General features: G+C 68.8%; 15 protein-coding genes. 10 read left to right on the plus strand and 5 right to left on the minus strand.

From position 1 onward, the window contains the following. The first annotated feature begins 83 nt into the window (after window positions 1-83). The 5 genes from ABD172_RS08420 to ABD172_RS08440 all read left to right on the plus strand — a co-directional run bounded on the left by ABD172_RS08420 (window position 84) and on the right by ABD172_RS08440 (window position 4,048). Window positions 84-830 (plus strand): IclR family transcriptional regulator, encoded by a 747-nt coding sequence (locus tag ABD172_RS08420; RefSeq protein WP_344308708.1) that lies wholly within the window; start codon window positions 84-86, stop codon window positions 828-830. 123 nt (window positions 831-953) lie between these two features. Beyond that, window positions 954-1,808 carry an enoyl-CoA hydratase-related protein gene (locus tag ABD172_RS08425; protein ID WP_344308709.1) on the plus strand — a complete coding sequence of 285 codons (855 nt, stop codon included), beginning with the start codon at window positions 954-956 and terminating at the stop codon, window positions 1,806-1,808. Continuing rightward, window positions 1,805-2,680 (plus strand): SDR family oxidoreductase, encoded by an 876-nt coding sequence (locus ABD172_RS08430; protein ID WP_344308710.1) that lies wholly within the window; start codon window positions 1,805-1,807, stop codon window positions 2,678-2,680. The genes ABD172_RS08425 and ABD172_RS08430 overlap by 4 nt, the downstream gene beginning before the upstream one ends. A gap of 124 nt (window positions 2,681-2,804) precedes the next feature. Then, on the plus strand, window positions 2,805-3,341 hold the full coding sequence (locus tag ABD172_RS08435) for an RNA polymerase sigma factor (protein ID WP_344308711.1): 537 nt from the start codon (window positions 2,805-2,807) through the stop codon (window positions 3,339-3,341). Continuing rightward, the gene (locus ABD172_RS08440) at window positions 3,338-4,048 is read left to right on the plus strand and encodes a methylated-DNA--[protein]-cysteine S-methyltransferase (RefSeq protein WP_344308713.1); all 711 of its coding nucleotides are present in this window, start codon (window positions 3,338-3,340) and stop codon (window positions 4,046-4,048) included. Before ABD172_RS08435 ends, ABD172_RS08440 begins: the two co-directional genes overlap by 4 nt. Before the next feature lie 22 nt (window positions 4,049-4,070). Here the strand turns inward: ABD172_RS08440 and ABD172_RS08445 are convergent, their stop codons facing one another. The 3 genes from ABD172_RS08445 to ABD172_RS08455 form a co-directional block, all read right to left on the minus strand. Next, window positions 4,071-4,517 carry a hypothetical protein gene (locus ABD172_RS08445; protein ID WP_344308715.1) on the minus strand — a complete coding sequence of 149 codons (447 nt, stop codon included), beginning with the start codon at window positions 4,515-4,517 and terminating at the stop codon, window positions 4,071-4,073. Between the two features lie 828 nt (window positions 4,518-5,345). Further along, entirely contained in the window at window positions 5,346-6,602 is a 1,257-nt protein-coding gene (locus ABD172_RS08450; RefSeq protein WP_344308716.1) for an alpha-hydroxy acid oxidase, read from the minus strand. Between the two features lie 208 nt (window positions 6,603-6,810). Next, window positions 6,811-8,574 (minus strand): L-lactate permease, encoded by a 1,764-nt coding sequence (locus tag ABD172_RS08455; RefSeq protein ID WP_344308718.1) that lies wholly within the window; start codon window positions 8,572-8,574, stop codon window positions 6,811-6,813. A gap of 226 nt (window positions 8,575-8,800) precedes the next feature. Between ABD172_RS08455 and ABD172_RS08460 the strand changes: the two genes are divergently transcribed. Then, complete coding sequence (locus tag ABD172_RS08460; RefSeq protein ID WP_344308719.1) at window positions 8,801-9,619, plus strand: FadR/GntR family transcriptional regulator; 819 nt, start codon at window positions 8,801-8,803, stop codon at window positions 9,617-9,619. Between the two features lie 68 nt (window positions 9,620-9,687). Here ABD172_RS08460 and ABD172_RS08465 read toward each other — a convergent pair whose 3' ends face one another. Then, window positions 9,688-10,533: a 3-hydroxyacyl-CoA dehydrogenase gene (locus tag ABD172_RS08465; RefSeq protein ID WP_425546672.1), complete on the minus strand. Its 846-nt coding sequence runs from the start codon at window positions 10,531-10,533 to the stop codon at window positions 9,688-9,690. 295 nt (window positions 10,534-10,828) lie between these two features. On the opposite strand from ABD172_RS08465, the gene ABD172_RS08470 reads away from it, so the two are divergent. The 4 genes from ABD172_RS08470 to ABD172_RS08485 all read left to right on the plus strand — a co-directional run bounded on the left by ABD172_RS08470 (window position 10,829) and on the right by ABD172_RS08485 (window position 17,032). Continuing rightward, window positions 10,829-12,328 (plus strand): L-lactate MFS transporter, encoded by a 1,500-nt coding sequence (locus ABD172_RS08470; protein WP_425546673.1) that lies wholly within the window; start codon window positions 10,829-10,831, stop codon window positions 12,326-12,328. A 133-nt stretch (window positions 12,329-12,461) separates the two neighbouring features. Then, window positions 12,462-14,894 carry an FdhF/YdeP family oxidoreductase gene (locus ABD172_RS08475; protein ID WP_344308723.1) on the plus strand — a complete coding sequence of 811 codons (2,433 nt, stop codon included), beginning with the start codon at window positions 12,462-12,464 and terminating at the stop codon, window positions 14,892-14,894. 456 nt (window positions 14,895-15,350) lie between these two features. Beyond that, window positions 15,351-15,698, plus strand: a complete 348-nt coding sequence (locus tag ABD172_RS08480) for a YciI family protein (RefSeq protein WP_344308724.1) — start codon at window positions 15,351-15,353, stop codon at window positions 15,696-15,698. Between the two features lie 35 nt (window positions 15,699-15,733). Beyond that, entirely contained in the window at window positions 15,734-17,032 is a 1,299-nt protein-coding gene (locus tag ABD172_RS08485; RefSeq protein ID WP_344308726.1) for an RNA polymerase sigma factor, read from the plus strand. A gap of 120 nt (window positions 17,033-17,152) precedes the next feature. Here the strand turns inward: ABD172_RS08485 and fdhD are convergent, their stop codons facing one another. After that, entirely contained in the window at window positions 17,153-18,004 is an 852-nt protein-coding gene (gene fdhD / locus ABD172_RS08490) for a formate dehydrogenase accessory sulfurtransferase FdhD (RefSeq protein ID WP_344308727.1), read from the minus strand. Between the last annotated feature and the right edge of the window lie 14 nt (window positions 18,005-18,018).

The raw sequence follows: 18,018 nt of genomic DNA on the forward strand, positions 1-18,018 counted from the left end.
GTCCGCAGAGCGGACGGCGCTCCTGCGACGCGCTTCCCGTCACGGGAGCGCATTCCGACACGAAGGAACCGAGGAGGACCCGGTTGGGCACGAACACCACGTCCGGCGTGCAGTCCGTGGACCGCGCCTTCCTCCTCCTCGAGAGGATCGCCGCGGAGGGCGGGGAGATGACGATCTCGCACCTCGCGGAGGAGGTGCCGCTGCCGCTGCCGACGATCCACCGACTGCTGCACACGCTCATCGCGACCGGGTACGTACGTCAGCTGTCGAACAAGCACTACAGCCTGGGGCCGGGACTCATCCGGCTCGGGGAGAGCGCCGGCCAGCAGCTCGGAGCCTGGGCGCGGCCGCACCTGGCCGGGCTCGTCGAGGAACTCGGGGAGACCGCGAACATGGCGGTCCTCGACGACGACCGGGCGACCTATGTCGCGCAGGTGCCCTCGGCGCATTCGATGCGGATGTTCACCGAGGTGGGACGGCGCGTCCACACGCACACCTCGGGAGTCGGGAAGGCGATCCTCGCGCTGTTGTCCGAGGAGCGTGTCGAGGCGATCGTCTCCTCGGCGGGAATGCCGGTCGCGACCGTGCACAGCATCGGGACGCTACCGGCACTCCGGGTGGAGCTCGCGCGGATCCGTGAACGCGGGTACGCGGTCGACGACAGCGAGCAGGAGATCGGGGTGCGGTGCCTGGCGGTGTCGGTCCCCGGGATGCCGACGCCCACGGCGATCTCCGTGTCCGGGCCCGAGAGCCGGGTCGACGACGCGTTCCGCGCGCGGGCGGTGCCGCTGCTGCAGGAGACGGCCAGGAGGATCGGGCAGGGACGGTAGCCCTCGCTGAACGATCGTTCGGTGTGCAGTTAGAGTGGGGAGACGAAGGTCGTGCCGCCGTAGCCGCGCGGCGCGCCCCACCCCCGTTCCCCCGTTCGGCGTCACCCCATGCAAAGGAGCATGATGACCACCACTGCTACTCACGGCACCGTCGTCCTCGACATCGACGACGGCCTCGCCCACGTCCGTCTCAACCGGCCCGACAGTCTCAACTCGCTCACCCGCGAGGTCTTCGAGGACCTGGTCGAGATCGGGACCTCGCTCCTCGACGCGCCGACGGTGAATGCCGTGGTGCTCAGTGGTGAGGGGCGGGCGTTCTGCGCCGGCCTCGACCTCGGCGAGTTCCAGCGGATGAAGACGGGGGAGAAGGTCGGCGGGACGAAGAACGTCGTCGCCCAGGGCGAACCCCTCGGCGCGGCGAAGGCGATCGCGCAGAAGGCCGTGCACGTGTGGTCGCTCGTCCCGGTCCCGGTCATCGCCGGGGTCACCGGCGTCGCCTTCGGCGGCGGGCTCCAGGTGGCGCTCGGCGCGGACGTCCGGATCGTCGCCCGCGACGCGAAGCTCTCGATGATGGAACTCAACTGGGGACTCGCCCCGGACATGGGCGGCACCCAGCTGCTGCCGCGCCTCGTCGGGCCGGCGCAGGCGAAACTGCTCGTCTTCACGGGCAAGGTCATCGACGGTGAACGGGCCGAACGCATCGGCCTCGCGGACGAGATCGCCGAGGATCCCGTCGCGCGGGCACTCGAGATCGGGCGCGACCTCGCGGAGAGGTCCCGCACCGCCCTTGTCCGGGCCAAGGAACTCGTCGACCTCGCCGGTTCGGGTGCCTCGCTCGCCGAGGGATTCGCCCGCGAGCAGGAGGTCATCGCCGAACTCATGGGCAGCCCCGAACAGATCGCCGCGGTGGAGAAACGTCAGGCGATCCTCGCTGCCCGGAAACAGGCGAAGTCCGACGAGAAGGGAGCGAAGGCATGAGCACGAACGGTGATGTGCGTCCGAACGATGCCGCCGCGGAGCAGACCGTGCACGATCCGATCGGGTATCTGTCTCCGAAGCTTCTCGAGGGGCACGTCGCCTTCATCACCGGCGGCGGTTCGGGTATCAACCTCGGGATCGCGAAGGCCTTCGCCCGGTGCGGTGCGGACGTCGCGATCTGCGGGCGCACCGAGTCGAAGCTCGCGGCCGCCGCCGAGGAGATCGCCGCCCTCGGGGCGAAGGTCGCCTACAGGGCCGCCGACGTGCGGGACCCCGAGGCGCTCCAGGCCTCCGTCGACCACGCCGCCTCCGAGCTCGGGGACGTGAGCATCGCCGTCGCCGGCGCCGCCGGCAACTTCTTCGCCCGCGCGGAGGAGATGAGCGCGAACGCCTTCGCCACGGTCGTGAACATCGACCTCCTCGGGGCGTACCACACGGCACGTGCGGCGTTCCCGTACCTCCAGCGGACGAAGGGCTCGATCCTCTTCATCTCCGCAGGTCAGGCGTACAAGGCGAACAAGTTCCAGGCACATGTCGGGGCGGCGAAGGCCGGAATCGAGATGCTCATGAAGGACCTCGCGCTCGAGTGGGGACCGCACGGCATCCGGTCGAACTCCCTCGTGCCGGGCCCGGTGAACGGAACCGAGGGCATGTCCCGTCTGGCTGGTCCGACCGGTAAGGACGCCTGGAACAAGGCGGTGCCGCTCGGACGCTGGGCGGACGCCGAGGAACTCGGGGCGATGGCCGCAGTGCTCTCCGGGCCGCTCGGCGCCTATGTCACCGGTTCGCAGTACCACGTGGATGGTGGGTCCGGGCTCACGAGCAATCCGGCGATCTCCGACGCGGTCGAGCAGGCGCTGTTCTCGAAGTGAGCGCACCGTCGTCGACCCGCCGCCGGATGGGGACGACATAGGGTTTCGTGGGAGTCGCCCGAGGAATCGGAAGAAATCCACGCAGCGACCTCACGAAACCGCCTCCTCGAACGTTTACAGGGTGATGGACATTCAACCTTCGGTGCGTCACCCCTTCGACCGGGTGGTCCGCGAGCACGGTCTGGCAGTACTACGGTTCTGCAGATCCATGCACGCGGATCCCCGTGACGCGGAGGACGCCTACGCGGAAACCTTCCTGCGGGCCATCCGTGCCTACGCCTCGCTGCCGGCGGATGCCAATGTGCAGGCGTGGCTCGTGCGCATCGCCCACAACGCCTCGGTGGACATCCACCGTCGTAACTCCGTTCTGCCCGTTCCCGCGGACGACGAGGATCTCGCAGCGTCCGTCGAGCACGCAAGTGTCCGGAACGGGCTGCGGGACGAAGCCCACCACGGGGACGTCGACGTCGTGGAGCTCCTCGGACTGCTCACGGAACGACAGCGCTCCGTCATTGCGCACCACTATCTCCTCGGTATGCCGTTCAGGGCGATCGCGGAGGAGCTCGGTGGGACGGAGTCCGCAGCACGGCGAGCGGCGGCGGACGGCATCGCGGCGCTGCGCAGGCACGTGGGAGAACGAGCAGGAGGAGAGACGGCATGAACGAACGAGGAGAACTGCGCGCAGTGGGGGAACTCCCGCTCACGAGCGGTGCGGCGGTGAACGACGGGCGACCGGGAGGCAGCACTCCCTGGGAACCGGAAGCGGCACTCGCCGCGCCGGCGTCCGCGGTCGAACGGGCCATGCTCGAGCGGCTCAACGCGCGGGTGTTCGACGTCGCCTCCACCGAGGGGAAGGTCGACGCGCGCTTCGCCTTCTTGCCGAGTCCCATGGGGCGCATCCTCGTCGTCGCCACCGACCGGGGGCTTCTCCGCATCGGGTTCGACACCGAGGACCCGGAAGCCGTTCTGCTCGAGGTCTCGGCCGTCGCCGGTCCCATCGTCGTCGAGGATCCCGAAGGGCTACGGCTGTATCTGCGGGAACTCGAGGAGTTCTTCGAGGGCGGACGTCGCACCTTCGACCTCCCCCTCGATTTCGCCCTCACGAAGCTCGGCGGTTTCCGGGCGACCGTGCAGCAGGCCCTCGCGAAGATCCCCTTCGGATCAACACGCAGCTACACGGAGATGGCGACGATGGTGGGCAACCCGAAGGCCGTGCGCGCTGTGGGCTCCGCGTGCGCGCAGAACCCGCTGCCGATCGTGCTCCCGTGCCACCGCGTCGTCCGCACCGACGGGTCCTTCGGCAACTACCGCGGCGGTCATGACCGGAAGAAGTGGATCCTCGAATGGGAGGCCCGCCTCGCAGGGTGAGCGGACCGGCGGACGACATCCATCAGCCCGTGGAGTTGTCCCACCAGCGGAGGACTCGGAGGGCCCGGAACGTGAGCCACGGGGACGGGTGGCCGGGCGGAACGTCCACCTCGAACCACATCTTCCCGCCGTGCCGCCAATCCTGATGCCAGGTTCCGTCCGGCTTCCGTCTGCTCCTCACGAGTTCGACGGCCTCGGTCAGGTGGTCGTCGCCGCGCAGTGAGCCGGAGGAGGCCACCTCGTCGGCGGCGCGGAAGTGGTCGAAAACGCGGAGCGCGGAATAGGCCGCGCGTGGGGGATAGGCGAACACGGTCTGCCAGGGGACGATCGGGCTGTCGTCGGTGAGTCGGTGAAGAACCCGTCGTTCGAGGAGATAGTCCTCGCCAGCCGTGCGTGCCGCTCTCGTGCTCGCTGTTCCGCCCGCGTCCGCCCGTGCCCCGTTCGTACTCGAGCAACCCTTCGAGAGCATTGATCGTCGAATCGACCGACGCCCGGGTCGATCCCTCGACCCATTCGCAGTTCCACCCTCCCTCGTCCATGGCATGATCGACGAACCACTGGGCGAGCGCGTCCATGTCGCGGCCCAACCACAGGCCGTTCGCCAGGGGGAACGCGTTGATGCATACGTCGACCTCGCCGTCCCAGTAGGGCAGGTCGCGTACTCCCATCGGGCATTCCGTTCGAGGCGGTCGGGCGTGTCGCCGAGCGCCTCGGCCGGACAGCCCCATGACCGCAGGGCGCCCAGCGACCACGTCGTCGCCGTCCACGGTTGCTCGGTGTCACCCGGGTCCGGTGCACCTGCAGAGCCGCGCGCCGGGACGTACGCTCCACCGGACCACTGTCCGTCCGGATCCTGCAGCGCAAGAAGCCGCGCCCCGAACCCTCCCTCGGTCACGCGGGCCCGGGTCGCTTCCCACACCTCGGCGGGAGCTCCCACGAGAGCGCGCTCGACCTGCCAGTGGAGCGCCGGATCCGAGTCGAGCAACCACGCGAGGACGGCCTCGTCCGAGGAATCCGCCGGAGCGGTGATCGGGCGACCGCCTGCCTGAGTGTTCATGGAGCGAAAGTACGCCCGGAACCCGTCCGTGGGAAGGGTCCGTCCCACGGGCGGAGCGAGCGAGGGCGGGGCGGGCGTGGCCCGGGGCGGAGGGCACGGCACCGCTCGCGCAAAGAGAATCACCCAGGGCAACCGAAAGAGTTGCGTTCGGCGGGAACGGAAACTCATTCGATTGCCCTGGGTGAAACCGTGGGAGGAACGCAGGGAACCGGGCTCGGGGGAGACCTGCGCGCCGAGGCCTCAGAGGATCGTCGTCGACGACTCCTTCGGTACCCGGTTGAAGCGGGTGAGCTGCGTGACGTGACGCGGTTCGAGCTCCTCGATCGAGTTGACCTGGAGCAGCTTCATCGTGCGGACGATCTCCTCCGAGAGGATTTCGATCGTGCGGTCCACACCCTCACGGCCACCGGCCATGAGGCCGTACAGGTACGCGCGGCCGATGAGCGTGAACTTCGCACCGAGTGCGATCGACGCGACGATGTCCGCGCCGTTCATGATGCCGGTGTCGACCATGACCTCGGTGTCCTTGCCGACCTCCCGGACGACCTCGGGCAGGAGGTGGAACGGCACGGGCGCACGGTCGAGCTGACGGCCACCGTGGTTCGAGAGCACGATCCCGTCGACCCCGAGGTCGGCCAGGCGCTTCGAGTCCTCGACGTTCTGCACGCCCTTGATCGCGATCTTTCCGGGCCAGATCGCACGGATCTCCTCGAGCGCCTCGTAGTCGATCGACGGGTCCATCGCGGCGTTGAGGAGCTCCCCGACGGTGCCGCCGGTCGAGGAGAACGACGCGAACTCGAGCTGCGGAGTCGTGAGGAAGTCCCACCACCACCAGGGGCGCGGCAGGGCGTCGATCACGGTGCCGAGGGAGATCTGCGGCGGGATCGAGAAGCCGTTGCGCTTGTCGCGCAGACGGGCACCGGCGACAGGGGTGTCGACGGTGAAGAAGAGGGTGTCGAACCCGGCCTTCGCTGCGCGTTCGACGAGGCCGTAGGACACCTCGCGGTCGTTCATCACGTACAGCTGGAACCAGTTACGGCCGTGCGGGTTCGCGGCCTTCACGCCCTCGATCGAGGTGGTGCCGAGCGTCGACAGCGAGAAGGGGATGCCCGCAGCACCTGCGGCGCCCGCACCGGCGACCTCACCCTCGGTCTGCATGAGGCGGGTGAACCCGGTCGGTGCGATTCCGAAGGGCATCGCCGAGGAACCACCGAGGACCTGCGTTGTCGTGTCGACGTGGGACACGTCCTTGAGGATCGACGGGTGGAACTCGACGTCCTCGAACGCCTGGCGGGCACGCGACAGCGAGATCTCGCCCTCGGCCGCACCATCGGTGTAGTCGAACGCGGCGGCCGGGGTGCGGCGCTTCGCGATGTCGCGGAGGTCGTGGATCGTGAGCGCGGACTCGAGCCTGCGCTTCTTGCCGTTGAGCTCGACCTTCTTGAACTTGAGCAGTTCGAAGATCTCGGCGGGGTTGGGTACCTGGCGTTTCACCATGAGGAGTCTCCTTCGATGACAGTGTGGTCAGACCACATGGGGAGAGCGTATCAATGCGATGCGGGAGAGGACTGCGATGCGGGAGAGGACAGGGTCGGCATGCGATCGATGACCCGGGCCTCCGGCGGACGGCGGTTCCCACGACCGTGTGGAAACCGCCGCCCGATGCGCGCACGTGAGGACATCATGCCGTGCGTGCGCGGCGGAATCACGGCTGCGGCAGCATCCACGCGAGCACATTCGACTGCAGCCCGTTGAGGAGGCAGAGCGCCACGAGCATGCCGATGCTCCACCACACAACCTTCCGCAGGATCGCGGACTCCTTGCCGAGGAGCCCGACCGCGGTCGCGGCGATCGTGAGGTTCTGCGGGCTGATGAGCTTGCCGACGACACCGCCGGAGGTGTTCGCGGCGACCATGAGCGCCGGGTCCAGTCCGGCCTTGAGCGCGGCGGTCTGCTGGAGCGTCGCGAAGAGGGCGTTGGCGCTCGTGTCCGAACCGGTGACCGCGGTGCCGAGCCAGCCGAGGATCGGTGCGAGGAACGCGAACGCGGCGCCGGTTCCGGCGATCCACGTGCCGATCGTGATCGTCTGCCCGGCCTGGTTCATCACGTACGCGAGCGAGAGCACGGAGACGACGGTGAGGATCGAGAACCGCATCTTCACGACGTTCCTCGTGAACACCTCGAGCGCGTCCTGCGGCTTCATCCGGTACACCGCCGCGACGATGATGCCGGTGATGAGCAGGAGCGTGCCCGGCGAGGACAGCCACTGGAAGCTGTAGACGGTGTTCGTCGAGACCTCGCCGGCGGCGGTGAGGATCCGTCCGTCGGAGCCCGGCCACGGGATCTTCACATCGGTGGCCGCGAGTGCCGAGGTGAGCGGGGTCCACAGCTTCGCGAGCGCGAAGATCACGATGACGAGCAGGTACGGGAAGAGGGCGAGGAACACCCGGGAACCCGTGAGGCCGACGCCTGCCGTGCCCGCAGCTCCGGCTGCGTCTGCGGCGTCCGCGGTGGTGCCGTCCGTCGCCGAGGCGCGGGTCGCCTCGGCCGTGGTCGTCGCCTTCCCTGCACGGCCGGCGGCAGCGGCCTCGACGGCGAGTTCCTCGTCCTCGCGCCGGCGCTCGCCGAGGAGGCGTGCGCGTGCGGCCTCGCCGCCCTTCGGCTTCCAGACGCGGAGCATGAGGACTGCGGCGAGGAGACCGACGAGCGAGGAGATGACGTCGGTGAGTTCGACGGAGATCCAGGTCGCGGACACCCACTGGGCTGCGGCGAAGGCGACACCGACGACGACGGCGATCGGCCAGATCTCCTTGACCCCGCGCAGGCCGTCGGCGAGGAATGCGAGGAACGTCGGGACGAAGAGTGCGATGAGCGGGGTCTGGTGGCCGACGATCGCGCCGATGTGGTGGTAGTCGATGCCGGTGAGGGTGCCGGCGGTGAGGATCGGGATCGCGATCGCGCCGAACGCGACCGGCGCGGTGTTCGCGACGAGGACGACGGTGGCCGCCCGCATCTTCGAGAAGCCGATGGCGAGCAGCATGACGCCGGTGATCGCGATGGGGGCGCCGAAGCCGGCGAGGGCCTCGAGCAGACCGCCGAAGCAGAACGCGATGATCATCGCCTGGATGCGGGGGTCGTCGGAGACCGTGTCGATGACCCGGCGGAGGTCCTCGAAGCGGCCGCTCCTCACCGTGAGTTCGTAGAGCCAGATCGCCATGAGGACGATCCACATGATGGGGAAAAGGCCGAAGGCGGCGCCCTGGGTCGCCGAGAGCGCGGCGAGGTCGAGCGGCATGCGGTACCCGAGGATCGCGACGAGGAGGGCCACACCGAGGGCGGTGAGGCCTGCCCAGTGGGCCTTCCACCGCAGGAGGCCGAGCGTGACGAAGACGGTGACGAGGGGAAGTGCCGCCACGAGGGCCGACAGGGTGAGGTTGTCGGCGATCGGGGCCACATCGGGTGTGTACATCTACTCTCCACGGGACATCGACGGTGATGTCGGTGCCGTCGTCCCTGACGACACCGGGTTGCGGCGGGGTGGTGCGGCGTGCGAGCGGTCGCGCGCCGCCTCACGCTGTGGACGGTGTGAGCGCACCTCTGTGTGGTCAGACCACGCAGGAGTACGGGGGAGAGCGTAGGGACAAAGTGTGACGGGGGTCAACCGCGTGAGGGGTGACGTGCTAGAAAAGGTCCCCATGAGCACCGACGACACCACCGCGCCCGAGGCGCCGGCCGGGCCGGGACCGCAGGACGCCTCGGCGGGGGAGCGGGCGGGAAAGCCCGCCTGGGCACCGCTGGCCCGCAGCAGTACCCATGAACTCGTCATTGCGCAGATCGAGGACAGGATCATGTCCGGTGACCTCGTCGTCGGAGATGCGCTGCCGCCCGAACGCGAGTTCGCCGCGACCCTCGGCGTGAGCCGGGCCGGCGTACGCGAGGCCATCCGCGTCCTCGAGGGGCAGGGGGTGCTGCGGTCGGGAGTGGGTTCCGGCAAGTCCGCCGGCACCTTCGTCGCGGCCCTCCCGAGCCAGGCGCTCATGCGGTTCCTGCGCCTCCACGTCGCGCTCTCGAACTTCCGGATCGACGAGGTCGTCGAGGCCCGCGTCCTCCTCGAACGCGCGAGCGCCGAACTCGCGGCCCGACGCGCCGATGCCGATGCGCTCGCCCGGATGCGGGGGGCCCTCGCGGTCATGCAGAGTCCGGGGCTCACCCGCGAGGCCTTCAACGAGGCCGATACCGAGTTCCATATCGCGATCGCCCAGGCCGGGGGCAACCGTCTGTTCGCGGACATGACGGGGGCGATCCGCGAATCCCTCCGCGCCGAGATCCTCCGTGGCTTCCGGCAGGTCGACGACTGGGACTCGCTCGCGGCGATGCTCGTGGAACAGCACGAGGCGATCTTCCGGGAGATCGAGTCCGGCGACCGGGACCACACGCTCGCGGACACGATGGAGAAACACATCCGGTCGGCCGCGGAGGCACTGCCGTATCTCAGCGCGACCGACCGGGAGTGATGCGGGCCGAGGCCCCGGCGCCGGGCCGGTGACCCGACCGGCGCTCAGGAGGTCACTCAGGAGGTCGCTCAGTAGGTGTAGAACCCCTCGCCCGTGGCGACGCCGAGCTTGCCCTTGTCGATGTACTCGGTCTTGACGAGCTCCGCGAAGGCGCGCTGCTTCGGGTCCGCGCTCACGGAGGAGATGTTGTACGCGGTGGTGAGTCCGACGACGTCGAAGATCTCGAACGGTCCCTTGGGTGACTGGGTCCCGATCCTCCAGGTCGCGTCGATGTCCTTCGGCTCCGCGATTCCGTCGACGAGGAGTTCCGCGGCCGCGTTGAGCAGCGGCACGAGGAGCGAGTTGAGGAGATAACCGGCCTTCTCCTTCTTGATCTCGATCGGCACCATGCCGATGTTCCGTGCGAAGTCGACGACGGTGCGGTACACCTCGGGGTCGGTCTTCGGAGTGCCCATGACCTCGCCGGTGTTGTGCGACCAGATCTCGTTCGCGAAGTGGAGGGCGAGGAACTTCTCCGGCCGCCCGGAGGACTCCATCATGTCGCTCGGCAGGAGCGTCGACGAGTTCGTCGCGAAGATCGTGTGTGCGGGAGCGGCGGCGCCCACCTCCGCCCAGGTGCTCTGCTTGAGTTCGAGCTTCTCCGGGATCGCCTCGATGACGAGGTCGGCCTCCGCCACGGACGCCGCGAGGTCGGTGGTGAGGGCGATGCGGTCGATCGCTGCGGCCGTGGACTCCGCGGTCGCTCCCTCGACCTCGTCGACGTACCGGGCGGCGAGCTTCGCGAACCGGTCCCGGGCCGCGGTAAGCGCGTCCTCGGAGATGTCGAAAGCGGTGACGGCGAATCCGTGGAAGGCCGACTGGAAGATGATCTGGGAGCCGAGGACTCCGGTGCCGAGGACAGTGATGTTCTTCATGCCTCTCATTCTGCTCCCGGCGCGGTCGGAAGGACCCAGGAGGTGACCGACGTCCTCTGTCTCTTGCGTCACCACCCGCTGCGGGGCCCGAGGTATCGGGGGAACGGGGAACCCCACGTGCAGTGAGGAGCATGTCCTGCCGGGAGGTGATGCGTCAGGCTGCGGGAGTGGCGCCTCAGGCCGCGTGTGGGAACGACGTGATCCGGAACACGTTCGACTTTCAATCAGAATGCCGGATATTGATACGGTTCCCAGTGATCTTTCAACCAACTCGAACATAACCGAAAGGTTCCCCGTGCGTCTGCTCGACAAGGAATCCATCGTCGCGCCCCCGGAATTCAACCGGTGGCTCATGCCCGCGGCGGCGCTCGCCATCCACCTGTGCATCGGCCAGGTGTACGCCCTCAGCGTCTTCAAGGTCCCCTTCATGGACCGCTTCGAAACCGGTGAGGTGGCGATCGGCTGGATCTTCTCCCTCGCGATCGCGATGCTCGGTATCTCCGCGGCGATCGGCGGCACCTGGGTGGAGAAGGCCGGCCCGCGCAAGTCGATGGTCGTCGCAGGCGCCTTCTGGGTCGTCGGCTTCTTCGTCGCCTCCCTCGGCATCTCCACCGGTCAGCTGTGGCTCCTCTACGTCGGGTACGGCGTCATCGGCGGCATCGGCCTCGGCATCGGGTACATCTCCCCGGTGTCCACCCTCATGAAGTGGTTCCCGGACCGCCCGGGCCTCGCCACGGGCCTGGCGATCATGGGCTTCGGTGGCGGTGCTCTCATCGCGAGCCCGCTGTCCTCGGCGCTCATGGGCGCCTTCGGTGGTGGCACCGAGCCGGAGAACCTCGTCGCCGGCCTCACCCCGACGTTCGTCACGCTCGGTGTCGTCTACGCACTCGCGATCGCCGCGGGTGCCTACGTCATCCGCCTGCCCCACCCGGACTGGAAGCCCGCCGGCTACCAGCCCCCGGTCGACGAGGACGGCGTCGAGCGCAAGTCCCTCGTGAACGTCTCCGTGAAGTCCGCGATGCGCACGCCGCAGTTCTGGTTCCTGTGGATCGTCCTCTTCACGAACGTCACCGCCGGTATCGGCATCCTCGAGAACGCCGCCCCGATGATCCAGGACTACTTCTCCGAGATCACCGCGGCGTCCGCCGCCGGCTTCGTCGGTCTGCTCTCGCTCGCGAACATGGGCGGCCGGTTCGTGTGGTCGACTGCCTCGGACTACATCGGCCGCAAGAACGTCTACGTCGTCTACCTCGGTGTCGGCCTCCTCGCGTACCTCTTCATCGCGATCTTCGGCGGCGGCAACGTCGTCCTCTTCATCCTCGCGACGCTCGTCATCCTGTCCTTCTACGGCGGTGGCTTCGCGACGATGCCCGCCTACCTGCGTGACCTCTTCGGCGTGTACCAGGTCGGCGCCATCCACGGCCGCATCCTCACGGCGTGGGCGGCGGCCGGTATCGCCGGGCCGCTCATCGTCAACGTCGTTGTCGAACACGGTTCCGCCTCGGGTGCCGAGGGCGCCGGCGTCTACGCGCTGTCGCTCTACATCATGGTGGGTGTGCTCGCGCTCGGTTTCGTCGCGAACCTCCTCATCCGCCCGGTGGCGAAGCGCCACCACGTGAGTGCCGAGGAGCTCGAGGCCGCGCAGCTCGCCACCCCGTCCGGTTCCTCCGTCGACCGCACTGCCGGGTCGAACGCCTTCCACAAGCTCGTCGCGATCGTCCTCGCGGCGGTCGTCGTGGCTGCGCTCGCCTACGGCCTCGCCCTCACCGTCGTGAAGGCCGCCGCCCTGTTCTGACCCACCGCCGAGGCGCCCTCCCGGACCCGACCCCGTGCCCGCTGAGCACGGGGTCGGACACGGCGGGGCGCCTCGGGCGTCGTCCGGCCCCTGCGGGCCTCGCGACTCCTCGATCCGAAAGTAGACTTCACCCATGGCTCTTCAGAAGATCATCGACACGGCCGTGACCAAGGCAAAGACCGCACTCGGGAGCCCCGACGTTCCCGACATCGACGAGTCCGGGCTGCGCGTCGGCAAGCCCTATGTCCATGCGGTCGGTGTCGGTGGCGTCGCCCACGCGATGGAACACTCCCTCCGGGAGATGGGCCCCGTGCGCACCGGGCAGACCCTCCTCAAGCTCAATCAGGCCCACGGCTTCGACTGCATGAGCTGCGCCTGGGCGGACCCGGACGCCTCCGAGCGCAGCCCCTTCGAGTTCTGCGAGAACGGTGCGAAGGCCGTCGCGGCGGAGGCCACCCGCAAGCGCGTGAAGCCCGAGTTCTTCGCGGAGCACTCGATCTCCGAACTCGCGATGCACGACGACTACTGGCTCAACCGCCAGGGCCGCCTCACGCAGCCGATGTTCAAGGACGAGGGCTCGGACCACTACGTGCCGGTGTCCTGGAAGGTCGCCTTCGGTCTCATCGCCGAGCAGCTGCAGTCCCTCGAGAGCCCGGATGAGGCGGCGTTCTACACCTCGGGCCGTGCCTCCAACGAGGCCGCGTTCATGTACCAGCTGCTCGTGCGCGGTTACGGCACGAACAACCTGCCGGACTGCTCGAACATGTGCCACGAGTCCTCGGGCACCGCGCTCGGCAGCACGATCGGCATCGGCAAGGGCTCGGTGTCGCTGCGTGACCTCGAGGAGTCGAAGCTCGTCTTCGTCGTCGGCCAGAACCCCGCGACGAACCATCCGCGCATGCTCTCGGCCCTCGAGAAGGTCAAGCAGAACGGCGGCATCGTCGTCGGCATCAACCCGCTGCCGGAAGCGGGTCTCATCAACTACCGCAACCCGCAGACGGTCCGCGGTGTCATCGGCAAGGGCACCGCGATCGGTGATCACCACCTGCAGGTGCGCCTCGGCGGCGACCAGGCCGTGTTCCGCGGGCTCGGCAAGTTCCTCCTCGAGGCCGAGCGCGCCGGGCGGCACACCCTCGGCATGGAGACCGTCTTCGACCACGCGTTCATCGAGCGCTACACGAACGGATTCGACTCCTGGATCTCCGCTCTCGAGTCCACCACGTGGGAGGAGATCGAGAAGGCGAGCGGCATCCCCGAGGCGCGCATTCGTGAGATGGGCGAACTCCTCCTCGAGTCCGACCGCACGGTCGTCTGCTGGGCCATGGGCCTCACGCAGCACCGCCACTCGGTCGACACGATCAAGGAGGTCGTCAACGTCATCCTCGCGCAGGGCAACATCGGTCGTCCCGGTGCCGGCCTGTGCCCCGTCCGTGGCCACTCGAACGTGCAGGGCGACCGCACGATGGGCATCTTCGAGAAGATGCCCGAGTCGTTCCACGACTCCCTCGACGGTCACTTCGAGTTCGCGAGCCCCCGGGCGCACGGCACGGACGCGGTCAACACGATCCGCGGGATGCGTGACGGGAGGATCACGTTCTTCATGGGCCTCGGCGGCAACTTCGTCAAGGCCGCGCCGGACACGATCGTCACGGAGGCCGCACTGCGCTCCTGCGAGATGACGGTGCAGATCTCGACGAAGCTCAACCACTCGCACTTCGCCGCCGGCAAGCGCGCGCTCATCCTCCCGACGCTCGGCCGCACCGACCTCGACGTGCAGCGCAGCGGACCGCAGAAGGTCACCGTCGAGGACTCGATGAGCATGGTGCACTCCTCGCAGGGCAGCCTCACCCCGCCGTCGGGCGACCTCCACTCCGAGGTCGCGATCATCTGCCACCTCGCGATCGCGCTCCTGTGCGACGAGAACGGCAACCCGAAGCCGGGCACCCCGCAGGTCGACTGGAACGCCGCGATGAACGACTACTCGGTCATCCGCCGTCACATCGCCGAGGTCATCCCCGGATTCCGCGACTTCGAGAAGCGCATCGAGGAACCGGGTGGCTTCAAGCTGCCGCACGGCCCGCAGGACTCCCGGACGTTCACCACCGAGTCGGGGAAGGCCGAGTTCTCGGGGGCCGACCTCGACTGGCTCGAGGTCCCCGCCGGCCGCGTCATGCTCCAGACACTGCGTTCGCACGACCAGTTCAACACGACGATCTACGGCCAGGACGACCGTTACCGCGGCATCCACAACGGTCGTCGCGTGGTGTTCCTCAACCCGCTCGACTGCCAGGAGCTCGGAGTCGCCGACGGTGACTACGTCGACCTCGTGTCCGAGTGGGAGGACGGTCGGAACCGCGTCGCCCCGCGCTTCCGCGTCGTCGAGTACGACACGACGAAGTCCGCGGCCGCTGCGTACTACCCGGAGACGAACGTCCTCGTGCCGCTCGACTCCACCGCTCGCGAGTCCGGCACCCCGACCTCGAAGTCGGTGCTCGTGCGCGTCGAGAAGTCCGAGATCCAGGAACCGCTCACCGATGTGGAGGCAGCACTCGCCGCGGTGAACTGACACCCGTTGAAGTGAGGCGCGAAACGAGCTGAGGCGCGCTTTCCAACGGATTCGCCCAGGACGACCGATTCGCTTTCCGTTTCACGGAATGCCAATGGAATCGATCGTCCTGAGCAGATCCCTTGCCGAGGCGCCTCGCGCGCCCGTACAGACACCCCACCGGTCACGACCCGGTGGGGTGTCGTCGTTCCCGGTCCCGGAGGCTCCTCCCTCCCCTCCCGCCCCCACGGTTTCCACGGATGCAACACAATGGGCCGCGGACACGCGGGAATGCGACACATGGTGTTGCGCCGGGTGATCCGCTTGCACCGGCGCCCGGTGTAGCGTGACTCCCGAGGTCCCGGCCCGAAATAACTTCGACATCGCTGTCGATCCCGCGGTATCCCGCTCGTCATCGTGGTGTCGGGCATCCCGCCCGTCGACGTACCGACAGCACACACCGACAGGAGACCTGCCATGAAATACGCACTGCTGCTCATCGGCGACCCGAACGATCCCGCGTGCGGCGAGGACGGTGGGGCGAACCCCGAGGAGTTCTTCGCCTTCGACCAGGAGATCACGGCGGCCGGGGTCGTCGTCGACTCCTTCGCCCTTGAGGACCCCGACATGGGCGTGAGCGTCCGGAGCGAGGCCTCGGGTGAACGGGTGGTGACGAAGGCACCCTTCACCGAGACCTCGGAGTTCGTGGGCGGCGCCTATGTCATCGACGTCCCCGACCTCGACGCCGCGATCGCCTGGGCGAAGAAGAGCCCCGGTTCGGCACCGGGCGGGCGGGTGGAGATCCGTCCACTGGCCCCGTACTGATCCGGGCCCGGCCACCACTACCCGGGTCGGCTTCCGTGGACACGGCGCCCGAGGATTCGGCCGAGGCCCTTGCGGGGATCTCTCGTGAGGACCGCGGCCGGGTCCTCGCCGCGCTCGCGCGCCGATTCGGCGATCTCGACCTCGCCGAGGACGTCACTCAGGACGCGATGGAACGTGCCCTGGCGACGTGGCCGCGCACGGGGATCCCGGATTCCCCGGTCGCCTGGCTCATGACGACGGCCCGACGCCGCGCGCTCGATCTGCTGCGCCGGGAGTCGACGCTCGCGCAGAAGCTCGCCCGGTTGCACGTGGAGCAGGAACCGGAGCACATCGCGCGAGCCCGGGCCGCCGACCCCGCCGACGGACCGGCGACTCCGGACGCCATCGGCAGCGGGCTCGTCGATCGGATCCCCGACGACCGTCTCTCCCTCTTCTACACCTGTGCGCACCCGGCACTGCGCCCCGAGGAACGCCTGGCCCTCACCCTCCGGTTCCTCGCCGATCTCACGACCGAGCAGATCGCCCACGCGTTCTTCATCCCCGTCCCGACCATGCAACAGCGGATCGTCCGGGCCAAGAAACGCATCACGACGATGGGCATCTCCTTCGAACCCCCGCTGCCGGCCGACCTGCCGGCGCGCACGCCTCTCGTCCTCCGGGTCATCGCCGTCCTCTTCACCGAGGGGTACACCGCGAGCACCGGCGACGACCACCTGCGGGTCGACCTGTCGACCGAAGCGATCCGGCTGGCGCGTCTGCTCGCCCGCATGCTCCCGCACGACACCGAGGTCCGTGGGCTCCTGGCCCTGCTCCTTCTCACCGAAGCCCGCCGAGGCGCCCGCACCACCACGGACGGCACCCCCGTCCCCCTCGACCACCAGGACCGCACCCGGTGGGACGCGGGACTCGTGCACGAGGGACTCGTCCTCGCCGAACGTGCCGCAGGCTCCACGGGCGCAGGGTCCTGGACGATCCAGGCCGCGATCGCCGCCGTGCACGCCGAGGCGCCCCGCACCTCGGAGACCGACTGGCGGCAGATCGTCGTCCTCTACGACCTCCTCGCGCGGGTCGACCCGGGCCCGCTCGTGTCCCTGGGACGAGCGGTTGCGCTGGGGCGGGCGACGTCACGCGAGCGGGGGCTGGCGGCACTCGATGCGCTCGACGGGATTCCGTCTCTCGACCGACTCCGGGCGTTCCACGCAGCACGGGCGATCACCCTGCGGGACCTGGGGCGCCACGCCGAGGCGCGGAATGCCTTCGCCCGCGCCCGTGAGCTGCCCGGGAACGCCGCCGAGAGCCGGTTCCTCGACGGCGAGATCGCAGATCTCCCCTGAACCGCCGGCCGGCCACCCCGCCACCGGAGTCGTTGCCCCGAGCCCGCTTCGACCGGCCGAGCCCGCTTCGACCGGCCGAGCCCGCTTCGACCGGCCGAGCTCGCTCCGGTCGACCGAGCCCTACCCGATCCGCTCGGGGTGCGAGTACGCGTTGAAGGTCTTCCCGCGGTTGAAGCCGATGACGGTGACGTTCGTGTCCCGGCCGAGTTCGACCGCGAGGGACGAGGGTGCGCTCACCGCCGACAGCACCGGGATGCCTGCCATCCCGGCCTTCTGCACGAGTTCGAAGGACGCGCGCCCGGACACCTGGATGACCGTGCCGGACAGCGGGAGCAGTCCCTGCTGGAGCGCCCAGCCGAGGACCTTGTCGACCGCATTGTGCCGGCCCACGTCCTCGCGGACGACGAGGAGCTCGGGCTCCGCGACCGCATCCGAAGGGACTCGGAACAGTCCCGCGGCGTGCGATCCGCCGGTCGAGTCGAAGAGCGACTGGGCGTCCCGCAGCCGGTCCGGGAGCGAGAGCACAGTCGCAGGGGAGACGAAGGGCATGCCGGTGAGCGGCGCGAAGAGCGGGAACGCCGAGGTCTTCCGCACCTCCTCGATCGAAGCGGTCCCGCAGATCCCGCATGCGCTCGAGGTGTACACCTTGCGTTCGCCGTACGCGGCGGGGTCGAAGGTGCCCGGACGCAGCGACACCTTCGCCACGTTGTAGTTGCGGCGTCCGTCCGGGTCGAGGCCGGAGGAGAAGTCGATCTCCCGCACCTGGTCCGCCGAGGTGAGAACGCCCTCCGCGAGGAGGAAACCGAGCACCATCTCGACGTCGTGGCCGGGCGTGCGCATCGTGACGGTGAACTGTTCACCGTCGAGCTGTACTTCGAGCGGCTCCTCGCCGGCGAGCTTGTCCGCACGTGCGCGGATCTCGCCCTCGGGGCCGAACGTGTGGACGCGCGTGCGCGCCGTGAGCCTCACCATCTCGGTTCCTCTGC

The organism is Brevibacterium samyangense, assembly GCF_039529845.1.
In the GTDB taxonomy this organism is placed as follows: Bacteria; Actinomycetota; Actinomycetes; order Actinomycetales; family Brevibacteriaceae; genus Brevibacterium; species Brevibacterium samyangense.

Coding starts and splice junctions, on each gene's coding strand:
- ABD172_RS08475 (WP_344308723.1), top strand. CDS start 12,462: ATGGCTCTTCAGAAGATCATCGACACGGCCGTGACCAAGGCAAAGACC.
- ABD172_RS08450 (WP_344308716.1), bottom strand. CDS start 6,602: ATGGTGAAACGCCAGGTACCCAACCCCGCCGAGATCTTCGAACTGCTC.
- ABD172_RS08435 (WP_344308711.1), top strand. CDS start 2,805: ATGGACATTCAACCTTCGGTGCGTCACCCCTTCGACCGGGTGGTCCGC.
- ABD172_RS08440 (WP_344308713.1), top strand. CDS start 3,338: ATGAACGAACGAGGAGAACTGCGCGCAGTGGGGGAACTCCCGCTCACG.
- ABD172_RS08460 (WP_344308719.1), top strand. CDS start 8,801: ATGAGCACCGACGACACCACCGCGCCCGAGGCGCCGGCCGGGCCGGGA.
- fdhD (WP_344308727.1), bottom strand. CDS start 18,004: ATGGTGAGGCTCACGGCGCGCACGCGCGTCCACACGTTCGGCCCCGAG.
- ABD172_RS08480 (WP_344308724.1), top strand. CDS start 15,351: ATGAAATACGCACTGCTGCTCATCGGCGACCCGAACGATCCCGCGTGC.
- ABD172_RS08425 (WP_344308709.1), top strand. CDS start 954: ATGACCACCACTGCTACTCACGGCACCGTCGTCCTCGACATCGACGAC.
- ABD172_RS08465 (WP_425546672.1), bottom strand. CDS start 10,533: ATGAAGAACATCACTGTCCTCGGCACCGGAGTCCTCGGCTCCCAGATC.
- ABD172_RS08430 (WP_344308710.1), top strand. CDS start 1,805: ATGAGCACGAACGGTGATGTGCGTCCGAACGATGCCGCCGCGGAGCAG.
- ABD172_RS08455 (WP_344308718.1), bottom strand. CDS start 8,574: ATGTACACACCCGATGTGGCCCCGATCGCCGACAACCTCACCCTGTCG.
- ABD172_RS08445 (WP_344308715.1), bottom strand. CDS start 4,517: ATGCTCTCGAAGGGTTGCTCGAGTACGAACGGGGCACGGGCGGACGCG.